The organism is Thermocladium modestius (assembly GCF_055398215.1).
This window is the reverse complement of sequence record NZ_AP043731.1, coordinates 214,580-238,556: the sequence shown is the minus strand read 5'-3', so window position 1 is coordinate 238,556 and position 23,977 is coordinate 214,580. Positions and strand designations below refer to the sequence as shown.

The window sequence follows — 23,977 nt, the reverse complement described above, 5'->3', positions numbered from 1 at the left end:
AGCGGTCACAGGCGGTTAGTTAATTGAATAGCATGAACGACATGTTGGGAGGTTCAATGGCGGTCGCCATGCTAGTCGCATATTCACTTCACTAGCACGACGTTCAGTATCTCTAACCCCAATCACTTCTCATCTTCCAGCGTGCTCATCATTAAAAGCCCAATCAATGCCCCCGCTATAAGCGCTACCGCTATGGCGTACCCCAGCGCCGTAAATGAGGTAGCTGCCGCTGGCTGTGGCTCGCTTGGGACTATGGCGTTGGTAGCCGTTGCTATGAATGGCTCGCCCACGAGCTCGGTGAGGTTATAGAAAACATTGATGCCGCCCCCCACCTCCAATTCCTTGGTAACGGCGAACGCGGCTCCATCAAGAGGAAGTTGATAGGTTATTGCCCTCCCATTCTCCACCAGGGCCACGTATGGAGCCCAACCCGAGTTTATCAAGTAACCCCCAGCCACTGCCAGCGCCGTGGAGTTGATGAAGGAGGCGTCAAATATTGCCCCGTAGCTCATGCCCAGGACCGGGGCCAGGTCGCGAAACGTTCCGTTCACCAGCAGCAACGCTATGGGCTTGAACCCGAGCTGGTTTAGTTGAAGGTACTCCCCCTCCCCAACCGGCTCCTCGCTCCCCGCCACGCTGAAGCCGCCTATGAATGCCTCATCCCCGTAAACCGCCACCGTGGTTGGGAAGGCGAAGTCGGGGTTTATGGGTAGCCTCCCCGTCAGGTCGGTGAACCCCCTGCTCCCCAACACGCCGATCAGCATTGAGGGGTATTGAGTGGACGCCGCCACGAGGAGGGATCCGTTCAGGGGGGCCAGCAGGACTATAGTGCTACCCAAGTAATTGCTGGGCAGCTCGCTCGTCTCGTTAATTATAGTGGTGCCGTTCAACGCTATCAGGGAGGCGTGGCCTTGGGATGAACCGCCCAACACCAGCTCACCCCCCAAGTCCGCCGCGGCGTATGGCTGGAAATTCGTCGGCAGCTTCCCGGTCTCGTTGGTGATGGTCCAGCTCCTCACGTTGATCTCAGCCATGAAGGGCCTCGACCCGTTTAGTCCCGTCACCAAGAGGGAGCCCTCGTAGGGCATTGCGTCCGTCAACGTTACGCCGGGAAGAAGCGTGGAGTTGAGCACAGCTCCCCCGCCCAGCTCATATATTGCGGAGAAGGCCCCGACGGCCGTGAAATTGGTGGCCAAGGCTATCAGGAATCCATTCATGTGAAGCAGGAAAACTATGGGCGCGTTCCCCGCTAAGTGTATGAGAGGCAGCATATCCCCGCGCCGCCCGATCCGCTTATAATGGTTTCTCTCGGTCTCGCCGCCATTGCGGTAAAGCTTTTTTATTCGGTGGTCGTTCTATGCATGGAATGGTAACGCAATCGCTTCCTCAGGTTGGGGTGGTCGGCAAGCCGAACGTGGGTAAGTCCACGTTCTTCGCCGCCGCAACCATGATAGACGTCAAGATCGCGCCCTACCCCTTCACCACGGTTGAGCCCAACGTGGGGATCGGGCACGTCAGGATAAAGTGCGTGTGCACGGAGCTGGGCGTGAGGGATGATCCGAGGAACTCCATTTGCTTGGAGGGCAATAGGCTGGTCCCCGTGGAGTTAATAGACGTGGCTGGACTCGTGCCCGGGGCCTGGCAGGGCCGCGGCCTGGGCAATCAATTCCTGGACCACCTTCGCCGCGCGTCGGCGTTGATACACGTGGTGGACGCCTCGGGGGGAACTGACGAGGAGGGCCGCCTGGCCAGGCCTGGATCCCGCGATCCAATGCTGGACGTGGAGTTCCTGGAGGGAGAGGTCACTATGTGGATGATTCAAATAATGAGGAAGGATTGGGATAAGATGGCTAGGCTGGTCGATTACGCCAAGAAGCCCCTTGTGGGGGTGCTATACGATCACTTGAGCGGTTTAGGCATCAGCGAAGCAGTGATAAGCGCGACCCTGGTGGAGTTGGGCCTAGATAAGAAACCCCTCCACTCCTGGAGCGAGGATGACCTAAGGCAGTTCATGGGGCTTCTCAGAAGTAGGTCGAAGCCCATGGTGATCGCGGCCAATAAGATAGACGTGCCTGAGGCCGAGGATAACGTGAAGCGGATGATGAAGGAGCTGGGGGACAGGGTGATCCCGACTAGCGCTGAGGCGGAGTTAGCGTTGAGGAAGGCGGCGGGCAAGGGATTGGTGAAGTACATACCGGGCGATCCATCGTTCGAGGTGGTGGCGAGGGACCTGCCCCAGGCCCAGAGGGCCGCGTTGGATAGGATAGCCGACCTCATGAGGAGGTGGGGAGGCACCGGCGTCGTGCAGGCCATAAATAAGACCGTGCTGGGCGTCTTAGGCATGGTGGCGGTGTATCCGGTGGCTGATGAGAAGAGGTTCACGGACACGGAGGGCCGCGTCCTCCCCGACGTGGTTCTAGTGCCGGGGGATTACACGGTGCTGGATCTGGCCAAGTCCATACACAGCGACGTTGCCTCTAAGGCCATGTTTGCCATAGACGCGGTGAGCGGGAGGAGGCTGGGGCTGGATGCCAAGGTATGGCATAGAGCCGTCATCAGAATAGTCACCTCGAAGTGAGGCTCCTTATGTCACTTTATCCTCAATTAACGGTAATTTACTGGAAGAATGATAATATATTATGGATTATAATAGTTAATTAGTCGGTTATTCTTATATTATGATGGGCTTTATGGTTCCATGGATGCCGAACTAGTCAAGGGGCAGGTCAATAAATCCATACTGGAGCTGGAGGATATGGTCAAGGACGAGCGGGCCTTCCTGGGCTTCCTGGAGAAGTGGGTGCAGAGCTCGTGGAGGTGGGTGAAGGAGGATAAGTACAAGGCAATGCTTCGAATAGAGGCAACTACATTGAGGGAGGTGCGGGCCTTCCTGGACTCACGGGGATTCACAGAGGCCCTCGCCCCAATAGTGGGCCCCGTCACGGATCCCGGCATAAGGGGCGCCAAGCAAGCCACGATAGATTTCTACGGCCATGAGTATAAGGTGATGAGCAGCGCCATACTGTACAAGCAGTACCTGGCCTCATCGCTGGATAAGGTGTACTTCGTCTCCCCCAACATAAGGCTCGAGCCCAACGACAGCGCATTGACGGGGAGGCACTTAGTTGAGTTCTACCAAGTGGATCTAGAGGTCAGGGGAGCGTCCCTGGAGGAGGTCATATCGCTCGCGGAGGACTTGGTGGAGAGCGTTGTGAAGGCCGTGGAGGAGGAGCACTGGAGGGACTTGGAGAGGATGGGGAGGACGCCGCCCCAATTCAAGCGCCCCTTCAAGCGGTACACGCACGCCGAGGCAGTGGAGCTAGCCAACAAGCTGGGCTGCAGCAACCCGCGCAACACGGAGTTGAGGTGGGAGTGCGAGAAGACGATATCGGCCCACCACGGATCCCCGCTGGCCGTGTACGAGTACCCCAAGGGCTCTAGGGGCTTCTACGACAGGGAGGACCCCGGCAGGCCGGGCTATTTACGGGACTTCGACCTGCTCTACCCAGAGGGATTCGGGGAGGCCGTGTCCGGCGCGGAGAGGGAGTTCGAGCCCGCCAGGGTAATAGCAAGGATGAGGGAGTCAGGCGAGGATCCCAATAAGTACAGGTGGTACTTGGAAATGCTGAAGGAGAACTACCCCCTCCAAACGGCGGGGTTCGGCATAGGGGTGGAGAGGCTGGTTAGGTACATATGCGGGCTGAGGGGGGTTTGGGAGGCGCGGCCCTACCCCAAGGTGGCCGGCATAGTCTCTCCCTAGGCGATGACGCGTGTCAAGCATAGCGATAAAGGCTGCAGAGCTCGTCGTTAAGATAAAGGCAAGACTAGCGGCCTTCCGGGGATTGAGGGAATTCATGGATGATTACCCATTCGACGAGATATCCATGAAGGCCTTGAGGGGGAGGGAGGGGGCGTACCCGTTCGGCGAGGTGGGCACCTACGGGGCCGCCGTCCTAGGCGCCTCGGTGAGCCGCCGATCGTATCCCAGGTTCCTATCCCTCGATGACTTGGTGCTGTACCCGCCCGCCTTCACGCCGCGCAGGCTTGAGAAGATGGCGGAGCTACTGCGGGAGCCAGTCTTCACGGACGTGAACCTGGAGACCGAGCTGGGCGGCTTCAAGTCCGCCGCGCCATTCGTAGTGGCATCCATGGGGTCGACGGACATAGCGAGTAGGTACTCCATTCAAATAGCCAAGGCAGCCGCGGCGGAGGGCGTGCCCATGGGGATAGGCGAGAACGTGGCTACCGTGAGGGGCTATGGAGCCAGGAGAAGCAAGCTCCACCCATCCTTCAAGGAGAGGGTAATGGCGTACCTGGGGAACTTGGATGGGAGGGGGGGAGTATTCATACAGCAAAACGTGGAGGATTCCTACGATGAGCACTGGAACAAGGTGTACAGCGATAAGGACTTGGAGCCATTCATAGAGGAGGGCCGCGTTGGGTTCGAGGTGAAGGTGGGCCAGGGAGCGAAGCCGGGGCTCGGCGGCGTGATAAGGATGAGGAAGGAGGATGCAATCAAGGTGAGGGATAAGTATCACTTCCTTGAGGATCCATTGACGGCTAAGGGGAAGTACGTGGAGAGGTACTCCGTGCCGGGCACCTTCACGCCGGACATATTGAGGGGCACGATAAGGATGATGAGGAACAATTATCCGCGGGCCAAGATATGGATAAAGACGGGCCCCTACAGGGATGTGGCGGAGATAATAAGGATAGCGAGCGAGGAGGGGGCGGATGCCGTGGTGATTGATGGAAAGGAGGGAGGAACGGGCATGGCTCCCTCCACGGCAATGAAGGAGCTGGGCTACCCGACCGTGGTGGGCCTCAAGAAGATAATGGACGCGAGGCTGGGCGGCGCTGGGCTGGGTCTCCTCGTAGCGGGTAGGTTATTTAATGGAGCGCACGTGGTGAAATCCATCGCGTTGGGCGCGAGCGGGATATACGTTGGCCGCCCCCTAATCCTGGCAGCAATGATAAGGGGTGAGAAGGGGGTTAGGAATTACATAGAGGCGGTTAAGGTGGAGACCCAAATGCTCGTGTCAGCGCTGGGCAAGTACGACGTTAGGGAGGTCTCCAGGGAGGACGTGGCGTCCCTCAACCAGGACTTGGCGAGGATGTTCGGGATACCCTACGTATACTCCAGGGAATGACAGGCGCAGTGTTTAATAGCACCGCCCATCGATTCCATTAATGAGGGAGGAGGAAGCAATAGCCGCGCTCTCCAAGCTGCGCGCCATAATGGATCGTCACAATAATTGGAGGCGGAGGGAGACCATTAACCTCATACCGAGCGAGAACGTGATGTCCCCCCTGGCCGAGTACTTCTACCTCAACGACATGATGGGGCGATACGCGGAGGGAACAATTGGGAAGAGGTATTACCAGGGAGTCTCCTTAGTGGATGAGGCGGAGCAGATGCTGGTGGACTTGATGTCGTCCCTGTTCTCGTCCAGATTCACCGACGTGAGGCCCATATCGGGCACCGTGGCTAACATGGCGGTGTACCACTCCGTGGCCGGGCTCGGGGAGAAGATAGCATCGCTGCCGACCGCGGCCGGCGGCCACATAAGCCATAACGAGACTGGGGCTCCTAAGGCGTTTGGCTTGAGGGTGTCCTACCTTCCCTGGAGCCAGGAGAACTTCAACGTGGACGTCGATGCCGCGAGGAGGCTCATAGCGGAGGAAAGGCCCAAGCTGGTGCTTCTGGGAGCATCCCTCTACCTATTCCCCCACCCCATCAAGGAGTTGGCGGATGCGGCCCACGAGGTTGGCGCCGTCTTAATGCATGACTCGGCGCACGTGCTCGGCTTGATAGCCGGCCATCAATTCCCCAACCCCCTAGAGCTTGGGGCCGACATAATGACGTCCTCCACACACAAGACGTTCCCAGGCCCCCAGGGCGGGGTCATCTTCACGACGAGGGAGGATTTATTCAAGGAGATACAGAGATCGGTGTTTCCCGTGATGACCTCCAACTACCACTTGCATAGGTATGCATCAACGATAGTGACCGCCATAGAGATGTCCACGTACGGGGATGAGTATGCCGCCACGGTGAGAAGTAACGCAAAGGCCTTGGCGGAGCAGCTTCACGCGAATGGCTTGCCCGTGGTGGCTGAGGAGCATGGGTTCACGGCCACTCACCAAGTTGCCATGGATGTATCGAAGTTCGGGGGAGGAGGGCCGATCGCCAAGGCATTGGAGGATGCCAATATAATAGTAAATAAGAACATGCTTCCATGGGATAAGAGCCCCGTCAAGCCAAGCGGGATACGGATGGGCGTCCAAGAAATGACTAGGATGGGGATGGGCAAGGGAGAGATGGCCGCGGTGGCGGAGTTGATCGCCAAGGTCGTAATCAAGGGAGTGGAGCCATCCAAGGTGAAGCCCGAAGTGGTGGAGCTGCGCCGTGGCTTCACGAAGGTTAGGTACGGCTTTGACCTAAGCACCCTGGGATTGAACTGCCCCTGCCTACCGCTTCTATAAATTGAGCCTCCCCCTAGCTGCATTAATGGGGGGCTTTAAAATGTTGATTTTCTTCCCTGTCCTGCCTATTGAGCATTGATAGGCCCCATCGCTGCCTGGCTGCAATGGGTTTAGGCAGTCACCGCTTAATTTTTCGATTAGATAACTATATTAAATTATAGAATTAAATTATAGACTGATTATCTTCTCCAGCAAGTCCTTGTGGTTTTTCTCGTCGTTTATTATGCTCTGTATCAGCACTTGAGTCACTTGGACTCGGGGGTCAGCCGACGTCGGTATGGCGCTCGAGAGGAACTCGTAGCTGGTTAGCTGGGTTTCCTCTATGTCCTCGAGCCGCTCGAGTTTCTTGGCTATATCCTTTAGTTCCCTGGTGCCTATGGGGCCGCGCATGTTGTTCCTCACGTCCTTTATTATCTCCATCATTTGAGACACCATAGCGTCCAAGTTCCTTCTCTGACTTATCACGGATTCTATGTTTGCGCGCATTCTAACCGTGTTTATCAGTAAATCCTCCACCAGCGTCAGGACGTCCTTGTGCTTGAGGGAGTCATGGTAAATTATCTGGAACACAGTCTTCACGAGGGGATCGCTGGCCCTATTGCTCAGCTCACCGTATAGGAGGGCCGCCTCGCCCTCTATGTATTCCCCATCCTTCAGGATTATAAGGATATTGTCCTCAAGCGTTCCTATGTTGTCCATGAGGCGTTCATGTTGCAGCATTTTTAACTGTGGCGCTACAATATTCTTCCCACTCAGCCCGAGGGAGATAGAATTACAGGTCACTTTTAGGCGCGGCCGGCTTCTTCTGCTTATCCCACATCAATTCCTTACTGCGGAGATTCCTCACGCTGGCCACGAGCAGGTAAAGCTGCTGAACCATCCATGACCTATAGGGGCCCCATGCAGCCGCGGCCAGTCCAGCCGCAAGCAAGGCCATTGCCTGCACTCCGTGATTCATCAATAGAAGCACAACCGCGGCCGCCAATATCCATGGATTGATAACGTGGAGGTAGAACTCCGTGTAGATTATGGGCTTGAAATCGCTGGGGTATTCCAGCCTTATGGCCTTTATGAAATTCTGAATCAAGTGCTGTGCCCTCCTCACCTTCCACTTGGAGAAGCCGGCGGTGGGCACCAGCTCAGCGCAGGTAACGTTCTCGGGAATTATTGATCTGAACCCCATTGCCGCTATCCTGGTGGCTGTGTGGCTATCGTCAGCTCCTATATCTGTAGGGAATCCCCCTAATTTCATCAGCAAGTCTCTTCTGAACGCCGCTAGTTCGCCGTGGAATATGGGCGTAGCGAACTTCTTGCTCTCCCCCACCCTGAGCACGTTGTATAGATTCCTATATGAAAGCTCCGTTGAATTGCCAGAGAGGGGGGTCTTCACGCATGAAACCGCGCCTATCTTGGGATTGGAGAACCAAGACATCGCGTTGGGCAATGCATTTGCTCCCCAAAACGCATCTGCATCCGCTATCACCACCACATCGCCCGTGGCCAACTTCAGCCCAGCATTCAACGCCTCGGCCTTCCCCCGCCGCTCCTCCTCCCTCAATATCGAAAGTCTCAAGCCGCTTGCCCTGGCCTGCCTCTCCGCCTCATCTGCCGTTCCATCGCTGCTGGAATCTACTAATATCACGTTCATTTTATCGAGGGGATATCCTTGCCCAGCTATGTTGATTATCCTCTTCCCGATCACATCTGCTTCGTTGAAGGTGGGGATTATTATGGAGACGCTGGGCAGATCGGCATTCGCTACATCAGGCCATGGCCGCTTCATCCACTTGATCACTGTGGCATAATAGGCAATGGGAACCGCGAAATGCAGCGTTATCAATGCAATGGCGACCTCCAGTATCATTGACTCTCCATTTACCATCTCTTATAAAGCATTGCTGTCATAATGAATTGAATTGTATGCGTTACCAAAAATTGGACACGCAATTCTCTCCACCGACATACATAGATTACCAAGATCCAATTGATCTATAACATTTGTCTTATTATTAAGGGATTGCGAAAAAGTTAAAATAGCCAAGGTTTTACTTTGCATATGTATGATGTAGTCATCATTGGGGCCGGATCGACGGGCTCCAGCGCTGCGTATCATTTAGCCAAGATGGGCTATAGGGTGGCAGTGGTGGATAAGAGGGGAGTCGGGCAAGGCATGACTGCCTACTCATCTGGGATAGTGAGGGCATTCTACAGCGTCAGGGAAGTGGCCGAGATGGCGTTGTACAGTCTCAAGTTCTTCCAGGGCTTTGAGAGGGAGTTCGGGGTTCCCGCCTACATGAGAACGGGCCTGTTGGTGATAGCGGGCGATTACTTGAGGGATAACGTGGAGATGTTGAGGAGCATGGGGGTTAGAATTGAGTTGATCGATGCGGAGAGGGTCCACGAGTTAATTGGCGCGGAGATAGGCGAGGGAGAGGTAGCAGCATGGGAGGACGATGCGGGTTACGCGGATACCACCATGGTGGCCAACGCATTCGCGACGAGGGCCAAGGAGCTGGGCGCGTCATTCATTGTGGACGAGGCCAAGCTGGACGTGCGTGGAGGAAGGCCTAGGGCAATTACGTCCAGACACGGCGAGTTGATGGCGGACAAGTACGTGGTGGCTGTGGGGGTTTGGGCCAATAAGGTGCTTCCCGTGGAGTTGCCGCTCAACATCGTGCCCGAGAAGACGCTTAGGGTTAAGGTGGATAGGCGGGTCCCGATATTCTTCGACGCAATCAATAATTTCTACATGAGGCCTGAGGGGGAAAGCAATGCATTGCTAGGAGACTTGGATCCAGGCATGGCCTCCGCCGATCCCGATTCGTTCAATCCATTGGACAGGCCAGGCATAGATGAGGCCGTGAGGTATATGGAGAGCGCCGCCAAGAGGCTTGGGTGGGCGTCTAACATGGGCTACATCGATGGATGGGGCGGTCTCTACGATGTGACGCCGGACTGGATGCCTATATTAGATGAGCCCATTAAGGGAATAGTGACCTGCGTAGGACTTAGCGGCCACGGCTTCAAGCTATCCCCCGCGCTTGGATTGATGGTGGCGGAGATGGTGCGAGATGGCCGTCCCTCATCCTTTGCTGATGTCTTCAGGCTCTCCAGGTTCAAGGCACTATCCAGCATAAGGAGCAAGTACTCGCAGGGAATACTGGGCTGAGCCGGGCTTGATTTAATGAATGATAAAAGAGCGGTAGGCCTCGCCCTTTAGGGCTGGGAGGGGTCAAGTGCATATATTAGGTTCCTACATCCATGCATAACTGTTATTTCGTACTCCATAGCTTAACCTAGTTGATATTTATTAGTAGTATAATATAAAATGAAATTAGTAATACTTAAAAATCGATATATATTTTAGTTTATTGCATGAGTGAAGGAGTTCCGCAGGGCAGGCAATTAAGAAAAGAGCTCTCGTTTACAGAGCTGGTTATAATAGGAGTGGCGGGAGCCGTGGGAACGGGGATACTGTTCAGCACCGCCGCCATGACCGGCTCGGCAGGGCCAGGAAGCGTGTTGGCATGGCTGCTGGGCGGCATATTTTATTTCTTCATAGGACTGACCTACGCGGAGCTTGTGACTACCTACCCGGAGGCAGGCGGGCCGTCCCGTTATGCCCTATACACCCATGGCTGGTTCACCAACATGATAAACTCTATGGCTGACTTGATTTGGTACATATTCATTCCGCCAATAGAGGCGTTCGCTGTGGTGGATGGATTGTCCGTCTTCTATCCATCGCTGGTCACCAGCAGCGGTGCGCCAACCCTCCTAGGGGCCATTGTGGCCGTCATCATCATGTTGCTCATGATACCGTTCAACTATTATGGGGTTAAGGCATTCGGGCTCTCCACAGCATCGTTTGGCGCCGTGAAGCTGGCGTTCTATATAGCGGTGGCCGGCGCTCTGGCTGCCGCCTTCTTCGATTCCAAGAACTTATTCGCATACCACGGCTTCCTTCCCTTTGGCTTCACCGGCGTCTTCTTGGCCATACCGTTCGCCATGTTCGCGTTCGGCGGCATAAGGGTTCTTCCCGACTACGCGGAGGAGAGCAAGGATTTTAGGAAGCTGCCCTTGGCAATAGTACTGGTGGTCATAGGCCAATTATTGATCTACTTGCTGCTGGACTTCGTGTTCGTGACCGGCATAAACTGGAGCAAGTTGGGCATGGCGGCAGGCGATTGGGCGTCCGTGTCCTCAATACCTGGCAATCCGTTCATAACAATGGCCCACGATTACAACGCTGAGTTGCTGTTCATCTTGACGGTGATAGTCGGCGTAGTGGGGCCCTTCGTGGTGGGCTATATATACTTGGGCGGAGGCACGCGTGTCCTCTTCGCTCAGGGACGGACTAGGATAATGCCGAATTTGGTCAAGTACATACATGAGAGGTATTCAATACCTTACTGGGCGCTCCTAATAACGGCCCTTGTGGGCGCGGTCCTAGCCTTCCTGGCGGCGCCGGTGCCCAGCATATATGGATTGATAGAGGATGCAGTGGTGGCGGGCTACCTCGGCTTCAGCGTGAACCCGGTCGCAATGATCGTGTCTCGCAGGCAGGGCGTGACGAAGTATAGAATACCGGGCGGCTCCATAATAGCGCCGATAGCCTTCGCCTCCGCCGCGTTGATAATATTCTGGAGCGGTTGGGTCACGGTTTACTATGCAGTGATTCTATTAACTGCGGCGGCAGCTATATTCGGCATAATACTCCCATTGGTTAGGGGAACGGCTGGGAGAGATTTGAGGCATGTCTTGAACTCGCTGTGGTATATAGCATACATAGCGTTCCTAACCGTGATGACTTACATAGGCAGCGACGGCGCATTGAACTTAATATCGTTTAACTACGCGACGCTGATAACCGTGGTGGTATCGCTTGCAGTGTTCTATCCATGGGGAGTATTCTCCGGCTTGAAGCAGAAGCTGTCTGATGTCGATTACATGCCGGAGACGCAGTGATGGCGAGCCCTTTTGCGTTTCCCTGAATAAAAATAAACAAGGTTAATTTTTACAAATGAATATTATTTATTTCATTAGGGAAATGTAGGGCATTTTTCTCTCCAATGCCGTCGTCATCCCTAAAGGGAGGATTGGGCGGGTTTTATTTTTAAGCGGCCGCTCGCCATCCCTTTGTGAAATGCTCCATATGCGGCTCGGAGATAGGCGTCAGCGGCATTGCCTATCTTAGGGGGGGCATGGTAATATGCAGCAAGTGCTTTCCCTCATACTACGTGAGGAATTGCCCCTTGGCTACCCGTCGATTACGGGGGGAGTCCCCCATCAGTTGCAAGTACTGCTCGTATAAGCCTCAATGCGATTCACATATAGGCTCCCTGGTCGCCAATAGCAAGGGTGAGTGATGGCAATGGATTTGGCTAAGCTTGTCGCGGAGGCATTGATAGTGATTTGGCCGGCATATGTTGCCAATGCCACGCCCGTGGTGGCATCCAAGTTGATCAAGAGGAGAACCCCCATAGATATGGGTCGGCTCTTCCCAGATGGGAGGAGAATATTTGGGGATGGCAAGACGATAGAGGGGTTCGCGTTCGGGGTGGCGGCGGGGACGGCGTTGGGAGGATTGACCATATATATCATTAGTTCATTCATCGGAAATGCATTGCGCTACCCCACCTACTTGGACTGCCTCTCGCTCTCGTTTTGGGCGTTGGTGGGGGACTTGATAGGTGCTTTCCTGAAGCGTAGAATGGGCCTTCCCCGAGGCGCGCCCGCCCCGCTCTTGGATCAACTGGACTTCCTGGTGGCCGCCTTGCTTGTGACTAGATTGTTGGACCCCGCCATAGTCTCGCTTCAAGTATTCGTGGCGGCCGTATTGCTCACGCCTCCCATACATTTGGCCACCAATGCTGCCGCATATGTGTTGGGGTTGAAGAAGGAGCCTTGGTAGATGGGCTCCAAGTCATCGAGGGCTCGCCGGTGATTGGGGATTGGGACGTGTTTTTCAGTTATTCGTGGGATTCTCCGTCGGGAAAAGTTTTTAAGTGGTGCGTGGGAATGGGGGTTATAGGTTATGATAGATATAGGCAGGGAATTGCAGGTCGTGCTGAATACAGGCAAGATTGCAATTGGGAGCAATCGAGCCATGAAAACTATTATAAATGGAAGCGCTAAGTTGGCAATACTGGCCGCTAATGCGCCGGCTGAGATAAGGCAGGAAGTGGAGTACTACGCCAATCTGAATAGAACCCCAGTATTCGTGTATCCCGGTTCCAGTTGGGAGTTGGGGGCTGCCATGCGTAAGCCGTATAAGGTGGCCTTGCTCGCCGTGTTGGAGCCGGGCGAGAGCAATATACTGGAATTGATAAGGTGATCGCGGTGCCGAACATAGTTATAACTGAGGAGGAATTGCGATATGCCGCATTATTCGAGAGCATAACGGGAATAACTCCAAGGGATACCATAATAGATGACAAGTACAATAGGGTGATCTTCATCGTAGACAAGAACTTCGCTCCCCTGGCGGTTGGGAAGAACGGCATCAACATACGAAGGCTCAGGGAGCACTTGGGCAAGGACGCGGAGGTCGTGGAGTACGGCGAGACCCCGGAGGACTTCATAAGGAATGCGCTGTATCCAGCTAAGATAACCAGCATAAAGATAACCAAGCTGCCGAGCGATGGCAAGGTAGCCATTGCAACCGTGTCGGAGGACGAGAAGGCGGTGGCGATAGGAAAGAACGGCAAGAACATAAATAGGGCAATACTGTTGGCCAAGAGGTACTTCGACATAGAATCCATTAAATTAACATAGAATTATCGGCGCTCCCCGTTTATTGCTGGGAAAATCGCAAGAACGCTTAAAAGGATTCGGCGGTTTCAGTGGCATGGAGCACGTGGTTCAGCATGTATTAACGGTGCTTCAATTCAATTCAGCTGTTAGCAGGGAGCGCTCCATTAAGGTGAGGGATTTGGCTAGGATGGCCGGGATTGGCGAGGATGAGTTGGCTAGAATGTTGAGGGATCTGCGGGGTTATGGATATGTTGAATTAATAGATGATTCCGTGTACTTGACTAGGAAGGGCATGATGCGGGTTATAAGCAAGTTCTCGTAGCGCTGACGATGAGTTCCGCTCGGGTTAACTTATTAAACCAAGAACGCCTAAACAGAAGCGTGAGCAGATCTGTGGCTTTATTTTCCTGGGAGTACCCGCTTCCTAATAGCTTCATCACGGATTTAGGCTATTTGGTTAGCTCCATAGCGAGTGGGCTGCGTGCCATCGGCTTGGATGTTCACGTGGTGGTTCCTGGCAATGGGGATGACAGCGATGATAGGTTGGGCATAGATGTGTTGAGGCTGGGCATGGACGTGAGGGATCACCCCAACGTGATAGCGTACGGGCTCTCCCTTCCCGCGCAAATTGCTAAGAAGCTTCCCTACCTGTTGGGAAAGCGGGTTGACGTGGTGCATGGATTTGAGTGGGGCGGTTGCTTAATGGCCTTGGCGTACAAGTTATTGTTCGGCGGCTCCAAGTTGATCTGCAGCGTCCTCTCCACGGAGTACGAGAGAGGAGACCCGCGGTCCTCTAACTTGAGCGCATCAATAGCAAGCATCGAGGAATACGTGTTCTCCCAGAGCGATGAATTATTGATACACAGCAAGCCGGCTCACTCCTCCATGTCATCCAATTACACAATAAAGTCCCCCATGCTGGCCGTGGAGGATGCTCCCCTCGACACCATACTTGAGGTGTATGCTTTATGAAGGTGCTTCACTTGAGTTGGGAGTACCCCCCAAACATTGTGGGGGGCCTCGGCCGCCACGTCTATTACCTAACGAAGGAATTGGCGAAGTTGGGAATAGACGTAGTCGTCATTACAATAAATTACGGATACGAGGAGGTGGAGGAGGAGGTCAACGGCGTTAACGTGATTCGAGTTAATCCATTTAAGATAAAGGTTCTGGATTTCATCTCGTGGGTCCACTCGTTCAATCTTGAGATGCTCAAGCGCGCCTCCCAACTCCTCCCCCGCTGGAGACCAGATATAATACACGTGCACGACTGGCTCACCGCGCCCAGCGGGGTTCCGTTGAAGCACGCCGCCAAGGCTCCATTAATAGCGACCGTTCACGCCACTGAGCATGGAAGGAGAGGCGGCTTGAGGTCCCCTGAGTCCAAGCACATACATGAGTGGGAGTGGTTGATGTCGTTCGAGGCTTGGCGGTTGATAGCTTGCAGCAATTACATGAGGGATGAAGTGGTGAAGGTGCTGGGCGCTCCCCACAACAAGATATCGGTGATACCCAACGGCGTTGCGGGCGAGCTTCTGGATTTCAAGGTGGATTGGAGCAAGAGGAGGAACTACGCATATGATTGGGAGAAGATAGTGGTGTTCTTTGGAAGAATGGTTTACGAGAAGGGCCCCGATAAGGTTCTGGAGGCGTTCAGGAAATTGCTTGGAAGGAGGCAGGACGTCAAGTTGATAATGATCGGGGATGGTCCCATGTATGAATACCTAGCCAATGCGGCGAGGGACTTGGGCAGCAAGGTCTACTTAGCGGGCAGGCTGCCGGACGAGGACCTATACAGCGTGGTCGGCATGGCTGACGTCGTTACGTTGCCGAGCAGGTACGAGCCCTTCGGAATAAGCGTGCTGGAGGGAATGGCGCTGGGCAGGGCAGTGATAGGGCCGAACCGCGGGGGGCCGGCGGAGATAATTCAGAACATGGTTAACGGGATAACGGTGGATCCCGAGGACTCCGATGCATTGGCCAACGACATGGACCTGCTGCTCGGGGATGAGGGAAGGAGGAGGTATATTGGCGGCAACGCCAGGCGAACGGTGCTGGATAAGTATCGCTGGGACCTAGTAGCCAAGAGCACGGCTGAACTTTATGCCCAAGTGGTGGAGGAGAGAAAGAGAACGGTTTGGTGATAAAGGACAAACCTCGCCCTTTAGGGCCGGGGGAGGAGGTCGGTTAGCCCTCCTTGTTCAGCGGCATGCGCCAATCCAATCCCACCGTCCTAAGGCCAATCCTGGGTATTGGAGGCATTCTCCTCTTGTGCTCGCTGTTGATAACTCTCTTCCAAACCGCCATCACTGCCGACTCGGGCTTGCCCGTTGCCTTCACGGCTTCCTCGGGAGTCATCCTGAGGTCGACCAATGCATGGAGTATTACATCCACGTCGTCGTAGCTGACCCCCAGCTCTCCCTCCGCCGTCTGGCCCTCCCACAATCTCGGGCTGGAGGGCTTCATGGCTATGTCTTGAGGCACTCCCAACGCGATGCCCAATCGCCTCACTTGGCCCTTATACACATCGCCTATTGGAAGCAAGTCGACGCCGCCATCGCCATACTTGGTGAAGTATCCTATAAGTATCTCGCTTTTGTCGCCGGTTCCCATAACCATCATGTTGAACCTATTCGCGAAGTAGTAGAGTATTGTCATCCTGGCCCTGGGAAGGATGTTTCCATTGGCCAGCCTATCCGAGGGGGAGAAGACGGGGATTGCCTTAGTTATGGCATCCCTAATCCCGTCCACGGGCACCTCGTAGTACTTGATGCCAAGCATCTGGGCCAGCCTCCTCGCGTCATCCACGTCCAGCTTCGGCGTGGCCATTGACGGCATTATCACTCCAATCACGTTATTGGCTCCAAGTGCCTTCACCGATAACGCCGCGGTCACGCTGGAATCCACTCCCCCGCTCAGACCTATCACTGCTCCGCTTGCCCCCGCGTCCCTTACGTAGGATGAAATGAAGCCTATTATCCTGTTTATTATATAATCGTAGTCCACATTCAACAATTTATCCATTGTTAAGGACATAATTCACGCTGGGAATCGCCGCAGTTTATAAAGATACTCGGAAACACGGCTTGGAAGCATCAAGCGGATTCTCTTCCCTGCCCCCTCATCTCGCCTAGCCTATTAATTAGGGACTTCACGTCGTCATTGCTTAGCTTCCTGAACAGCGGGTGAACGTTGCTTGCCTTGATGATTCCAATGGATTCATAAGCCGAGCTCCACTTAATTTTGGACGCATCCATGCCGAGCATGGCCCATAGCTCGCCCATTTTGGCGGGCATTACGGGATACAGCGATACTCCGAGTGCCTTAACCATTACGACGGCATTAGCGAGCGCAATCGAGGCATCGGTTTGCTCCAATTTCCACGGCTGCACCTCGTTTAGGTATTTATTGCCGATCCTGGCTATCTCGACCGCCGACAAGAGGGCGTCCTTCAACTCGATGTTCTCGTAATGCCTCGCGCTCGCCTCGAATGCCTTCATTGCCTCCCTCACCTCCTCCTCCCTTGCCTCTCCATCATTGACTTCCCGCTTGGCGATCAGCGTGAGCACCCTGTGTATGAAGTTGCCCACAGTATCGTTTAGCGTGGAGTTGATCACCTCGGCGAACTGGCTCCAGGAGAAGTTGGAGTCCCTGTTCTCCGGCCTGGTCATTATCAAGAAGAACCTCCAATAATCCGCGGGGAGGAGCTTTATGGCCTCATCTATCCAAATCCCCACTCCTTGGCTCTTGGAGAACTTCATTCCCTCGTACAGTAGGTACTCCGTGGATGATGTGGACCAAGGCATTACGTAGGGCTCGCGCGTCGCCATTAATAGTGCGGGCAATAGGATGACGTGGAACGGTATGTTATCCTTTCCTATGAAGAACACGACGCGGGTATCTTGGTTCATCCAGTACCTCCTCCACTCATCACTGCCGTTGAAGTACTCTATCACTGCTGATACATAGCCCAGCACGGCCTCGAACCACACGTAGATTGTCTTGCCCTCAGCGCCGGGGAAGGGGGCGGGTATGCCCCACTTGTTGTCCCTAGTTATTGCGCGCGGCCTCAACCCCTCTTTCAGCATAGCCAGGCTCATCTGCTTCGCATTAGGTGACAGATTGTTATTTCCCTCCACGTACCTCCTAACATCGTCCTCCAGCTTGCGTAGATCCAGGTACCAGTGAGTGGTGCTCCTCCACTCGGGCTTAGCCCCGCATATAGCGCATTTGGGCTCCAGCAGCAGCCTTGGCTCCAGCAATCTTCCGCAGTTCTCACATTGATCCCCCCTGGCCTTATCGTACCCGCAGTAGGGGCACGTGCCTATTATGAACCTATCTGGAAGGTATATCTTATCGCGGGGGCAGTACGGTACTTCCTCATCCTTGGTGAAGACATACCCATTTTCATAGATCTTGAGGAAGAAACCCCTCACGAATTCCTTATGCACGTCGCTCTCCGTCCTAGTATAGTTATCGAAGCTTATTTCCCACTCCTTGAAGAGGTTCTTTATGGTTGCGTGCATTTCATCCGTCAACTTACGCGGCTCCACTCCCTGCTTCATCGCCTCCACCTCTATTGGGGTTCCATGCTCGTCGCTCCCGCTCACAAAGAGGACATCATCCCCCCTCAGCCTCAGATACCTGGCGAAGACGTCGGCGGACAGCACAGATCCAATCATATTTCCAAGGTGGGGAATGCTATATATGTATGGCCATGCCGATGCCACTATCCATCTTCGTCTTATTCCATTTCCATTAGGGTCCCGCTCTCCCCCTATTGCTCCCTATATAAATTTATCTTGCCAAGCATTAAGGGAATCTGCGCTCAAAACTGTTTAAGAATTTCAATTCAAAATTGAAGAGATTATGCCCGGGGTTTCAGGAATTGTGATGGCAGTGGCTCTGGACGAGCGGTTCACGGGCCAGTGGGTGCTCGACATCCCTGGTCCACTTCATGTGGATGGGAAGCCCATCGCAAGGATGGAGCGGCTCATGGCTCCATGATGGACCTAACGAATGAGAATAGCCTATGCGCTCCGTATTTGTCCGACATGAATTCTATTAATTTATTCATGTAATCAATGCATGATGTCGAACCCAGCTTCATTTCTTGTATTTGTCTCATAATTAAGGTCAAATTAAATCTATCGTATTCGCCGATGAATGTAGAGGCCATTTCCAAGCCGGCCTCCTCGTACTCCTCGCCGAAGCGGTCGCATAGCATCTTGCTCATAGTGAATCCATCCACGCTTCTCTCGTGTAGGGATAGATATATTATTATGGAGGCCACATCGCTTATGGTCAGGTTCATCTTGGCTGACAATAACTTAAGCGAGTTCAATGTACGGATATCAGTCTTCAAGTGGTACCTAACCCTATTGTTGCCCGATTTAATTGCGATGCATGCGGGGTCTCCCTCTATGGCTGCATTCAATATAGTTCCAGCCTCCTCGCTTCTAAGGAACCGCCTCAATATGCCGGATATACATGCTTCCCCGACCTCTTCATAGAGTCCTCTAGGCACGTATATCGTGGTGTTCCTTAGCATTAATCAATTCCTGAAAATCGATTTTTAAACATTATCAATTTGAGGATTTCGTGCTCATGGTAATTATTGTTCAATTATAAATAAAATACCATGATATAAATGAATATTGGCTCCCTTTCTTGAAGGCCTCATTTCAGATCCACCGCCCCTACTTACGGCGAACGATGGAGATCCATAACAATGAATAGAGCGAGATCTTCATCAACGCGGCACTCACTATCTTGGAAACGGCTCCCTAGAGGATCCTCACCTTCGCCCTTGCAAAGGAATCCTTATTCAACTTATAAACCTCGTCTATTAATCGTACCTTGAAGGATGCCGGTCCATCGGAGCCCTCCACGGCGGTCTCAGCCGCCACCTCGAATGCGACCAATCCCTCTATGGCTGCCTTAAAGGGGTCCCTACTCGTCGCTAGGAAGCTGGACATCACGGAGCCCAACATGCAGCCGCTGCCGGTCACCAATTGAAGCATGGGGGTTCCGTTCATTACCTCCGCCCGCTGCTTTAAGTTGGACACGTGATCCACGGGCCCCGTCGCCACGGTGGTTGCCCCGAACTCCCGCGCCACCAAGTCCACCACATCCATTTCCGCCTCCCCCAGCGAGTCGACTCCCTTAGTGAGACCCGACCTTCCCGCGAGCGCCATTATCTCCCCTCCGTTTCCCTTGACGATGGATATCTCAACCTCGGCGAGAATCCTCCTCGCCGTCTCCGTCCTTAGCCGCGAGGCTCCTGCCCCCACCGGATCCAGGAGGACAGGCACGCCGTTCTTATTAGCTGCCCTTCCTGCCATTAACATGGACTCTATCCATTCCCTATCCAGGGTTCCTATGTTTATATAAAGGGCTCCAGCAATGGAGACCAGCTCCTCCACCTCCTCCGCTGCGTGGGCCATTATGGGAGATGCTCCTAGGGCCAATGTTATGTTGGCTGCGTCGTTCATTGCTACGAAGTTCATCAAGTGGTGAATGAGCGGTTTACGCCGCCTCAGTTCCTCCAGGTCATTCCAATAATCTATGGAATTCATATCAAATAAAATGATTATCAGAGACTAAATAAATCTTGCCCCCGAAAAAATGGAAAAACATATTAAGGGGAGGCAATAAAGCACCCCATGTTAGATGCAGCTGGATTACTGAATTACGCGGTGAAGTACACGGTGGACGCGTACTACTTATTGGTCAACTTCATAACCTACCTATTGCAATCCACGGTCTTCAAGGCGGATCCCATACTTGCCACCCAGTACGGCCAAGCCTTGACTCTCCTAATATCGCTGACCGCGATATACATAATACTCGTTTTCGTGTCCTCGCTCAAGAAGCTGGTGGGCGTCATAATAGGACTGGGTTGGTTATTGGTGATAGTGGCAATGGTTCTCTCCATAATTCACTGAGGCCGCTGGGGGTAAAAGGTATTTATAGGCAGAGGCGCTCATTGGGCCGATGATAAGGGTAGCCGGCAGGGGTTCCAAGCTCTCCTTGATACAGATGGAAATAGCCATTAAGGCGTTGAAGGAGGTAGTAAAGGACGACTTCGAGATTAAGGTGATTAGGACGAGGGGAGACTCGGAGGTGGAGAGGCCGCTGTATGAGTTGGGAGGCAAGGGTTTATTCGAGGCGGAGGTCAATAGGGCAGTTCTAAGGGGGGAGGCGGACATAGCGGTTCACAGCTTGAAGGATATTCCAGCTCAATTGAGCGAGGGCCTGGTCATAGCAATGGTGACGGAGAGGCTGGATCCCAGGGACGCCGTCGTGTCCAAGGTCGGTTTCGGGATCAGGGAGCTGCCCGCGGGCTCCAGGGTAGGCACGTCAAGCCTAAGGAGGAGGGGGTTCGCGTTGGCCGTGAGGAGGGACATAGAGATCTTGCCGACCAGGGGAAACGTGGATACAAGGTTGAGGAAGCTGTATGGGGGGGAGTTCGACGCGTTGATAATGGCAATGGCCGGTCTATACAGGCTGGGGGTCTCCGGCTACTCCGTGGTTCCCATCTCACTGGAGGACATGCCCCCTGCGCCGGGGCAGGGAATAATAGCTGTGGTGGCACGGAGGGACAGCCCCCTCCTTCCCTATCTGAGGAGGGCCAGCCATGCAGAGACCAGCGCCGCAGCGGCCGCGGAGCGGGCCTTCCTAGAGGAATCTGGGGCCGGCTGCCACGTTCCTCTCGGCGGCGTGGCGTTGGTGGATGGAGATAGGTTAACGTTCATGGCGGGGGCCGTGGGGGTGGATGGGGATGGGAAGATAATGGTGACGGAGGAATCCCCGCTTCACGATGCTGAGGAGGCGGGCAGGAGGGCGGCTAGATCCATAATGGCGAGGGCTAGAGAGGAGGGGCTAAATTTATATTGAGGGGAAAGCCGATGAAGTTATGCCTCAATCCTTGGAGGCCTCCATCAAGGAGGCCGTTAAGAAAATAGTCAAGGAGGCCAGCATTGGCCCCGCCCTCGACGTTAAGGATGCATTGCAGAAGGGACTGGACGTGGAGGTTAAGGAGGCCAGCAGGAATCAATTAAGGGCAATTCTGAGAAACGTGGAATTAGCGCGGGAAAATCAGGCAGCGGTGTGCCAGGACACGGGGCTACCCAATTTCTTCGTTAGGTTAGGGGATGATTTTCCAATAAGAAGCAAGCTGGTGGATATACTGGCCAGCGCAGTGGCTGAGGTGACGGCCGAGGTACCGTTGAGACCCAACACCGTGGATCCCGTGGAGGAGAGGAATCCAGGCAATAATACGGGCGTCCACATTCCCTGGATAGACATGGAGCTCGTGCCGGGGGACTTCGCGGAGATAACCTACGTGCCCAAGGGAGGAGGAACCGAGCTTCCAAGCAGGGGATTCGTGATACCGCCGGGCAATGCTTGGGAGAAGCTTCCCAAGCTGGTTTTAGACGCCGTGGTGGAGGCGGGCCCCATCCCCTGCCCCCCAGTTATAGTGGGCGTGGGAATTGGAGGAACGGTGGAGATGGCCACCAAGCTAGCCAAGAGAGCCGCCACCCTGAGGCCCGTGGGGTCCCGTAATGCCAATGCCAAGATAGCCGCGTTGGAGGACGAGTTGTTGAAGGCCATAAACAAGCTGGGCATAGGCCCCCACGGGACTGGAGGGACGGTGACTGCCTTGGATGTTCACGTGGAGTATGGGTACAGGCACCCGGCCACCTTCGCCATAGGGATAGTATTCAGCTGCTGGGCCACGAGGAGGAGCACCGTCTTAATTCACTCCGATGGCAGGTATGAATTTATGCCCAACCCGAGGTGGTTCTAATGGAGTATAGGCTTAGGACCCCGATTGCACAGGAGGACGTGGAGAAGTTGAGGGTGGGGGACACAATCTACGTGAGCGGGATCATAGTTACGGCTAGGGACTCCGCCCACGTCAAGATGCTGGAGGAATTGAGGAGCGGGCGGGGGTTGCCTGTTGATTTGAGGGGAGGCGCGATTTACCACGCGGGCCCGGTGGCGTTGAGGAGCGGGGATAAGTGGAGGATACTCAGCGCGGGACCAACTACAAGCGCAAGGATGGAGGAATTCGAGGCCGAGGTAATAGAGAGAACGGGGGTTAAATTGATAATAGGTAAGGGTGGAATGGGCGATAAGACGTCTAACGCAATGAAGACGCATAAGGCTGCGTACGCCGTGTTCCCAGGCGGCGCCGGAGTGCTTGCGGCGCAGTCCATTAAGGAGGTGCTGGGCGTTCATTGGCTGGATGAGTTGGGCATGGCGGAGGCGATGTGGGTCCTACGGGTAGAGGACTTCGGGCCCATGACTGTCGCCATAGACTCCACGGGCAGCAACCTATACGCCGACCTCAAGATGACGGTCAGGAAGAACGAGGAGGCTGCATTGAAGGAATTCAGGTGGAGACCGTAGGCGTTGCTCCTTTCGCAATTGAAAAGTAGATCAATTGACGGGCACGCGGTGTTCGTTTTTCCACCCATGGGATTCAATGCTAGCGTCCATTAATGTCCTTCCCCTGCTCCGACTCCATTAGGGATCTAAGCACGGCGCTGGATACTAGCTTGCTGACCCTAATGGGCTCGGGTCTCTTCCCCTCCCGCTGGAACCTCTTGATCACGGTCTTCGCGGTCCTATAATCTATCCCCCTCGACCTAATCCACACGACCCCGTGCGGCGTGGCGATCATGGCGGGCCGTCCCAGCTTCTCCAGGAGGGCCAGGCGTTCATCCGCGTCCGGGAACAGCTTTCTAATGGCTCCCGCGGCATCCCCCTTTACGTCCTCGAACGAGATGCACATGACTGGAACGCCCAGGGAATCCCTCAACTCGTCTAGATCCACCACGTTATACCACGACAATATGCATCCATCTATCATAACCAGATGCACGTCGCTTCTCTCCAGCGATGAATAGATATCAATTATGGCGCGGGTCGCGTCCCGTCCCCCCACGCTGACGTAGGATATGGCGGCCCCATCCATTACCCAATCGCTCCTCATCACGGTGCCCACCAGCACCGATCTAGGCCTGCTTAGGTCAAAGCTCTCGGCTATACCGAGCACCCTCACGGCTTTCTTGCTGATAAGGGACGAGCGGTTCACCGGCGGAGGTGTTAAGTCGCCCATAATTAACTGCTTCCCCGGGAGCGTCGAGCGGTCAAGATGATCAATACCATGTATACGATAAAGGCTATGAGCAATACTATGGAGAGCATTGAGGCGAGAGCCATGGCGGGGCCGCCGTTGCCAAAGACCAGCGCCACGGGTATGGGGAAGACGATTATCGCGCCTCCATAGGACTCACTGGGTGATGGGTAAGCAATGGAGACCGCCGCCAAGTATATCAACGGCATAATGATGCCGATCGCTATTAATGCGAAGCCTATAATAGCCATCCTCATGCCTTGATCACCGCCTCCAGCACTATGAAGGACATGATGGCAATTATGGTTAATATTATTGCCCACTTTATCAGTGATTTATCATTCCCTATTATTATCGGTATCGGCCCTATCAATATCACGCCCCCCACCTTGGCCTCCCCTCTCTCCTTCTCCCCCTCTTCCCCGTTTTCCCTCCTTCCGGAGCCCTTAATGGTATCCACGATGATGAGCAGCATGCCAACGATCACTAAGGCCGCGGACACGGCGATCACGGCCCCCATTGCATCCATGGCTCTTGCCTCGCGCGGTTATTATTAAATCTTTAGTCGCAGCATCCCTCCCAGCAAAG

At 54.3% G+C, this 23,977-nt stretch carries 27 protein-coding genes; 17 read left to right on the top strand and 10 right to left on the bottom strand.

Translation table 11 applies throughout. The features are described from left to right. Nucleotides 1–122 precede the first annotated feature (122 nt). On the bottom strand, nucleotides 123–1,271 hold the full coding sequence (locus ACZ5ZS_RS01230) for a hypothetical protein (protein WP_188596103.1): 1,149 nt from the start codon (nucleotides 1,269–1,271) through the stop codon (nucleotides 123–125). A 95-nt stretch (nucleotides 1,272–1,366) separates the two neighbouring features. Here ACZ5ZS_RS01230 and ACZ5ZS_RS01225 point away from each other — a divergent pair, with 95 nt between their 5' ends. From ACZ5ZS_RS01225 to glyA, 4 genes are all read left to right on the top strand, one after another. Beyond that, complete coding sequence (locus ACZ5ZS_RS01225; protein WP_188596102.1) at nucleotides 1,367–2,578, top strand: redox-regulated ATPase YchF; 1,212 nt, start codon at nucleotides 1,367–1,369, stop codon at nucleotides 2,576–2,578. A gap of 120 nt (nucleotides 2,579–2,698) precedes the next feature. Further along, nucleotides 2,699–3,760 (top strand): asparagine synthetase A, encoded by a 1,062-nt coding sequence (locus ACZ5ZS_RS01220; RefSeq protein WP_188596101.1) that lies wholly within the window; start codon nucleotides 2,699–2,701, stop codon nucleotides 3,758–3,760. A gap of 19 nt (nucleotides 3,761–3,779) precedes the next feature. Beyond that, the gene (locus tag ACZ5ZS_RS01215) at nucleotides 3,780–5,150 is read left to right on the top strand and encodes a glutamate synthase-related protein (RefSeq protein WP_229657693.1); all 1,371 of its coding nucleotides are present in this window, start codon (nucleotides 3,780–3,782) and stop codon (nucleotides 5,148–5,150) included. Between the two features lie 40 nt (nucleotides 5,151–5,190). Then, on the top strand, nucleotides 5,191–6,486 hold the full coding sequence (gene glyA, locus ACZ5ZS_RS01210; protein WP_188596100.1) for a serine hydroxymethyltransferase: 1,296 nt from the start codon (nucleotides 5,191–5,193) through the stop codon (nucleotides 6,484–6,486). A 168-nt stretch (nucleotides 6,487–6,654) separates the two neighbouring features. Here glyA and ACZ5ZS_RS01205 read toward each other — a convergent pair whose 3' ends face one another. Then, nucleotides 6,655–7,185, bottom strand: a complete 531-nt coding sequence (locus ACZ5ZS_RS01205) for a ferritin family protein (protein WP_188596099.1) — start codon at nucleotides 7,183–7,185, stop codon at nucleotides 6,655–6,657. A gap of 73 nt (nucleotides 7,186–7,258) precedes the next feature. Continuing rightward, nucleotides 7,259–8,350 carry a glycosyltransferase gene (locus ACZ5ZS_RS01200; RefSeq protein ID WP_188596098.1) on the bottom strand — a complete coding sequence of 364 codons (1,092 nt, stop codon included), beginning with the start codon at nucleotides 8,348–8,350 and terminating at the stop codon, nucleotides 7,259–7,261. A gap of 192 nt (nucleotides 8,351–8,542) precedes the next feature. Here ACZ5ZS_RS01200 and ACZ5ZS_RS01195 point away from each other — a divergent pair, with 192 nt between their 5' ends. The 9 genes from ACZ5ZS_RS01195 (at nucleotide 8,543) to ACZ5ZS_RS01155 (ending at nucleotide 15,386) form a co-directional block, all read left to right on the top strand. After that, on the top strand, nucleotides 8,543–9,655 hold the full coding sequence (locus ACZ5ZS_RS01195; protein ID WP_188596097.1) for an NAD(P)/FAD-dependent oxidoreductase: 1,113 nt from the start codon (nucleotides 8,543–8,545) through the stop codon (nucleotides 9,653–9,655). Nucleotides 9,656–9,861: 206 nt separating this feature from the next. Next, nucleotides 9,862–11,454 carry an APC family permease gene (locus ACZ5ZS_RS01190; RefSeq protein WP_188596096.1) on the top strand — a complete coding sequence of 531 codons (1,593 nt, stop codon included), beginning with the start codon at nucleotides 9,862–9,864 and terminating at the stop codon, nucleotides 11,452–11,454. A gap of 173 nt (nucleotides 11,455–11,627) precedes the next feature. Next, nucleotides 11,628–11,855, top strand: coding sequence for a hypothetical protein (locus ACZ5ZS_RS01185; RefSeq protein WP_188596095.1), 228 nt, complete (start codon nucleotides 11,628–11,630; stop codon nucleotides 11,853–11,855). A gap of 5 nt (nucleotides 11,856–11,860) precedes the next feature. Then, nucleotides 11,861–12,400, top strand: a complete 540-nt coding sequence (locus tag ACZ5ZS_RS01180) for a CDP-2,3-bis-(O-geranylgeranyl)-sn-glycerol synthase (RefSeq protein WP_188596094.1) — start codon at nucleotides 11,861–11,863, stop codon at nucleotides 12,398–12,400. 123 nt (nucleotides 12,401–12,523) lie between these two features. Next, nucleotides 12,524–12,823: a 50S ribosomal protein L30e gene (locus ACZ5ZS_RS01175; RefSeq protein WP_188596093.1), complete on the top strand. Its 300-nt coding sequence runs from the start codon at nucleotides 12,524–12,526 to the stop codon at nucleotides 12,821–12,823. A 5-nt stretch (nucleotides 12,824–12,828) separates the two neighbouring features. Continuing rightward, nucleotides 12,829–13,263 (top strand): NusA-like transcription termination signal-binding factor, encoded by a 435-nt coding sequence (locus ACZ5ZS_RS01170; protein ID WP_188596092.1) that lies wholly within the window; start codon nucleotides 12,829–12,831, stop codon nucleotides 13,261–13,263. Between the two features lie 73 nt (nucleotides 13,264–13,336). Continuing rightward, a complete protein-coding gene (locus ACZ5ZS_RS01165) occupies nucleotides 13,337–13,564 on the top strand; it encodes a hypothetical protein (RefSeq protein ID WP_188596091.1) in 228 nt (75 codons plus the stop codon). Nucleotides 13,565–13,623: 59 nt separating this feature from the next. Further along, nucleotides 13,624–14,214 (top strand): glycosyltransferase, encoded by a 591-nt coding sequence (locus ACZ5ZS_RS01160; protein WP_188596090.1) that lies wholly within the window; start codon nucleotides 13,624–13,626, stop codon nucleotides 14,212–14,214. Continuing rightward, nucleotides 14,211–15,386, top strand: a complete 1,176-nt coding sequence (locus ACZ5ZS_RS01155) for a glycosyltransferase family 4 protein (protein ID WP_188596089.1) — start codon at nucleotides 14,211–14,213, stop codon at nucleotides 15,384–15,386. The genes ACZ5ZS_RS01160 and ACZ5ZS_RS01155 overlap by 4 nt, the downstream gene beginning before the upstream one ends. A 43-nt stretch (nucleotides 15,387–15,429) precedes the next feature. On the opposite strand, the gene ACZ5ZS_RS01150 is transcribed toward ACZ5ZS_RS01155, so the two are convergent. The 4 genes from ACZ5ZS_RS01150 to thiM all read right to left on the bottom strand — a co-directional run bounded on the left by ACZ5ZS_RS01150 (nucleotide 15,430) and on the right by thiM (nucleotide 19,820). After that, nucleotides 15,430–16,278, bottom strand: coding sequence for an NAD+ synthase (locus ACZ5ZS_RS01150; RefSeq protein WP_229657655.1), 849 nt, complete (start codon nucleotides 16,276–16,278; stop codon nucleotides 15,430–15,432). Between the two features lie 59 nt (nucleotides 16,279–16,337). Further along, a complete protein-coding gene (gene metG, locus ACZ5ZS_RS01145; RefSeq protein WP_188596460.1) occupies nucleotides 16,338–17,990 on the bottom strand; it encodes a methionine--tRNA ligase in 1,653 nt (550 codons plus the stop codon). A gap of 245 nt (nucleotides 17,991–18,235) precedes the next feature. Next, nucleotides 18,236–18,793 carry a hypothetical protein gene (locus ACZ5ZS_RS01140; protein WP_188596088.1) on the bottom strand — a complete coding sequence of 186 codons (558 nt, stop codon included), beginning with the start codon at nucleotides 18,791–18,793 and terminating at the stop codon, nucleotides 18,236–18,238. A 235-nt stretch (nucleotides 18,794–19,028) separates the two neighbouring features. Continuing rightward, nucleotides 19,029–19,820, bottom strand: a complete 792-nt coding sequence (gene thiM, locus ACZ5ZS_RS01135) for a hydroxyethylthiazole kinase (protein ID WP_188596087.1) — start codon at nucleotides 19,818–19,820, stop codon at nucleotides 19,029–19,031. An 87-nt stretch (nucleotides 19,821–19,907) separates the two neighbouring features. Between thiM and ACZ5ZS_RS01130 the strand changes: the two genes are divergently transcribed. The 4 genes from ACZ5ZS_RS01130 to ACZ5ZS_RS01115 are packed head-to-tail and all read left to right on the top strand — an operon-like array spanning nucleotide 19,908 to nucleotide 22,659. Next, a complete protein-coding gene (locus tag ACZ5ZS_RS01130; protein WP_075059079.1) occupies nucleotides 19,908–20,189 on the top strand; it encodes a hypothetical protein in 282 nt (93 codons plus the stop codon). Nucleotides 20,190–20,238: 49 nt separating this feature from the next. Further along, the gene (gene hemC / locus ACZ5ZS_RS01125; protein ID WP_188596086.1) at nucleotides 20,239–21,141 is read left to right on the top strand and encodes a hydroxymethylbilane synthase; all 903 of its coding nucleotides are present in this window, start codon (nucleotides 20,239–20,241) and stop codon (nucleotides 21,139–21,141) included. Between the two features lie 19 nt (nucleotides 21,142–21,160). Next, the gene (locus ACZ5ZS_RS01120; protein ID WP_188596085.1) at nucleotides 21,161–22,054 is read left to right on the top strand and encodes a fumarate hydratase; all 894 of its coding nucleotides are present in this window, start codon (nucleotides 21,161–21,163) and stop codon (nucleotides 22,052–22,054) included. Beyond that, complete coding sequence (locus tag ACZ5ZS_RS01115) at nucleotides 22,054–22,659, top strand: FumA C-terminus/TtdB family hydratase beta subunit (protein ID WP_188596084.1); 606 nt, start codon at nucleotides 22,054–22,056, stop codon at nucleotides 22,657–22,659. The genes ACZ5ZS_RS01120 and ACZ5ZS_RS01115 overlap by 1 nt, the downstream gene beginning before the upstream one ends. A 79-nt stretch (nucleotides 22,660–22,738) precedes the next feature. On the opposite strand, the gene ACZ5ZS_RS01110 is transcribed toward ACZ5ZS_RS01115, so the two are convergent. Genes ACZ5ZS_RS01110 through ACZ5ZS_RS01100 form a run of 3 tightly spaced genes read right to left on the bottom strand, consistent with a single transcriptional unit; the run spans nucleotide 22,739 to nucleotide 23,918 of the window. Beyond that, entirely contained in the window at nucleotides 22,739–23,347 is a 609-nt protein-coding gene (locus tag ACZ5ZS_RS01110; protein ID WP_188596459.1) for an endonuclease dU, read from the bottom strand. 26 nt (nucleotides 23,348–23,373) lie between these two features. After that, nucleotides 23,374–23,646, bottom strand: coding sequence for a hypothetical protein (locus tag ACZ5ZS_RS01105; RefSeq protein WP_188596083.1), 273 nt, complete (start codon nucleotides 23,644–23,646; stop codon nucleotides 23,374–23,376). Then, entirely contained in the window at nucleotides 23,643–23,918 is a 276-nt protein-coding gene (locus tag ACZ5ZS_RS01100; protein ID WP_188596082.1) for a TIGR00304 family membrane protein, read from the bottom strand. Before ACZ5ZS_RS01100 ends, ACZ5ZS_RS01105 begins: the two co-directional genes overlap by 4 nt. Nucleotides 23,919–23,977: the final 59 nt, after the last annotated feature.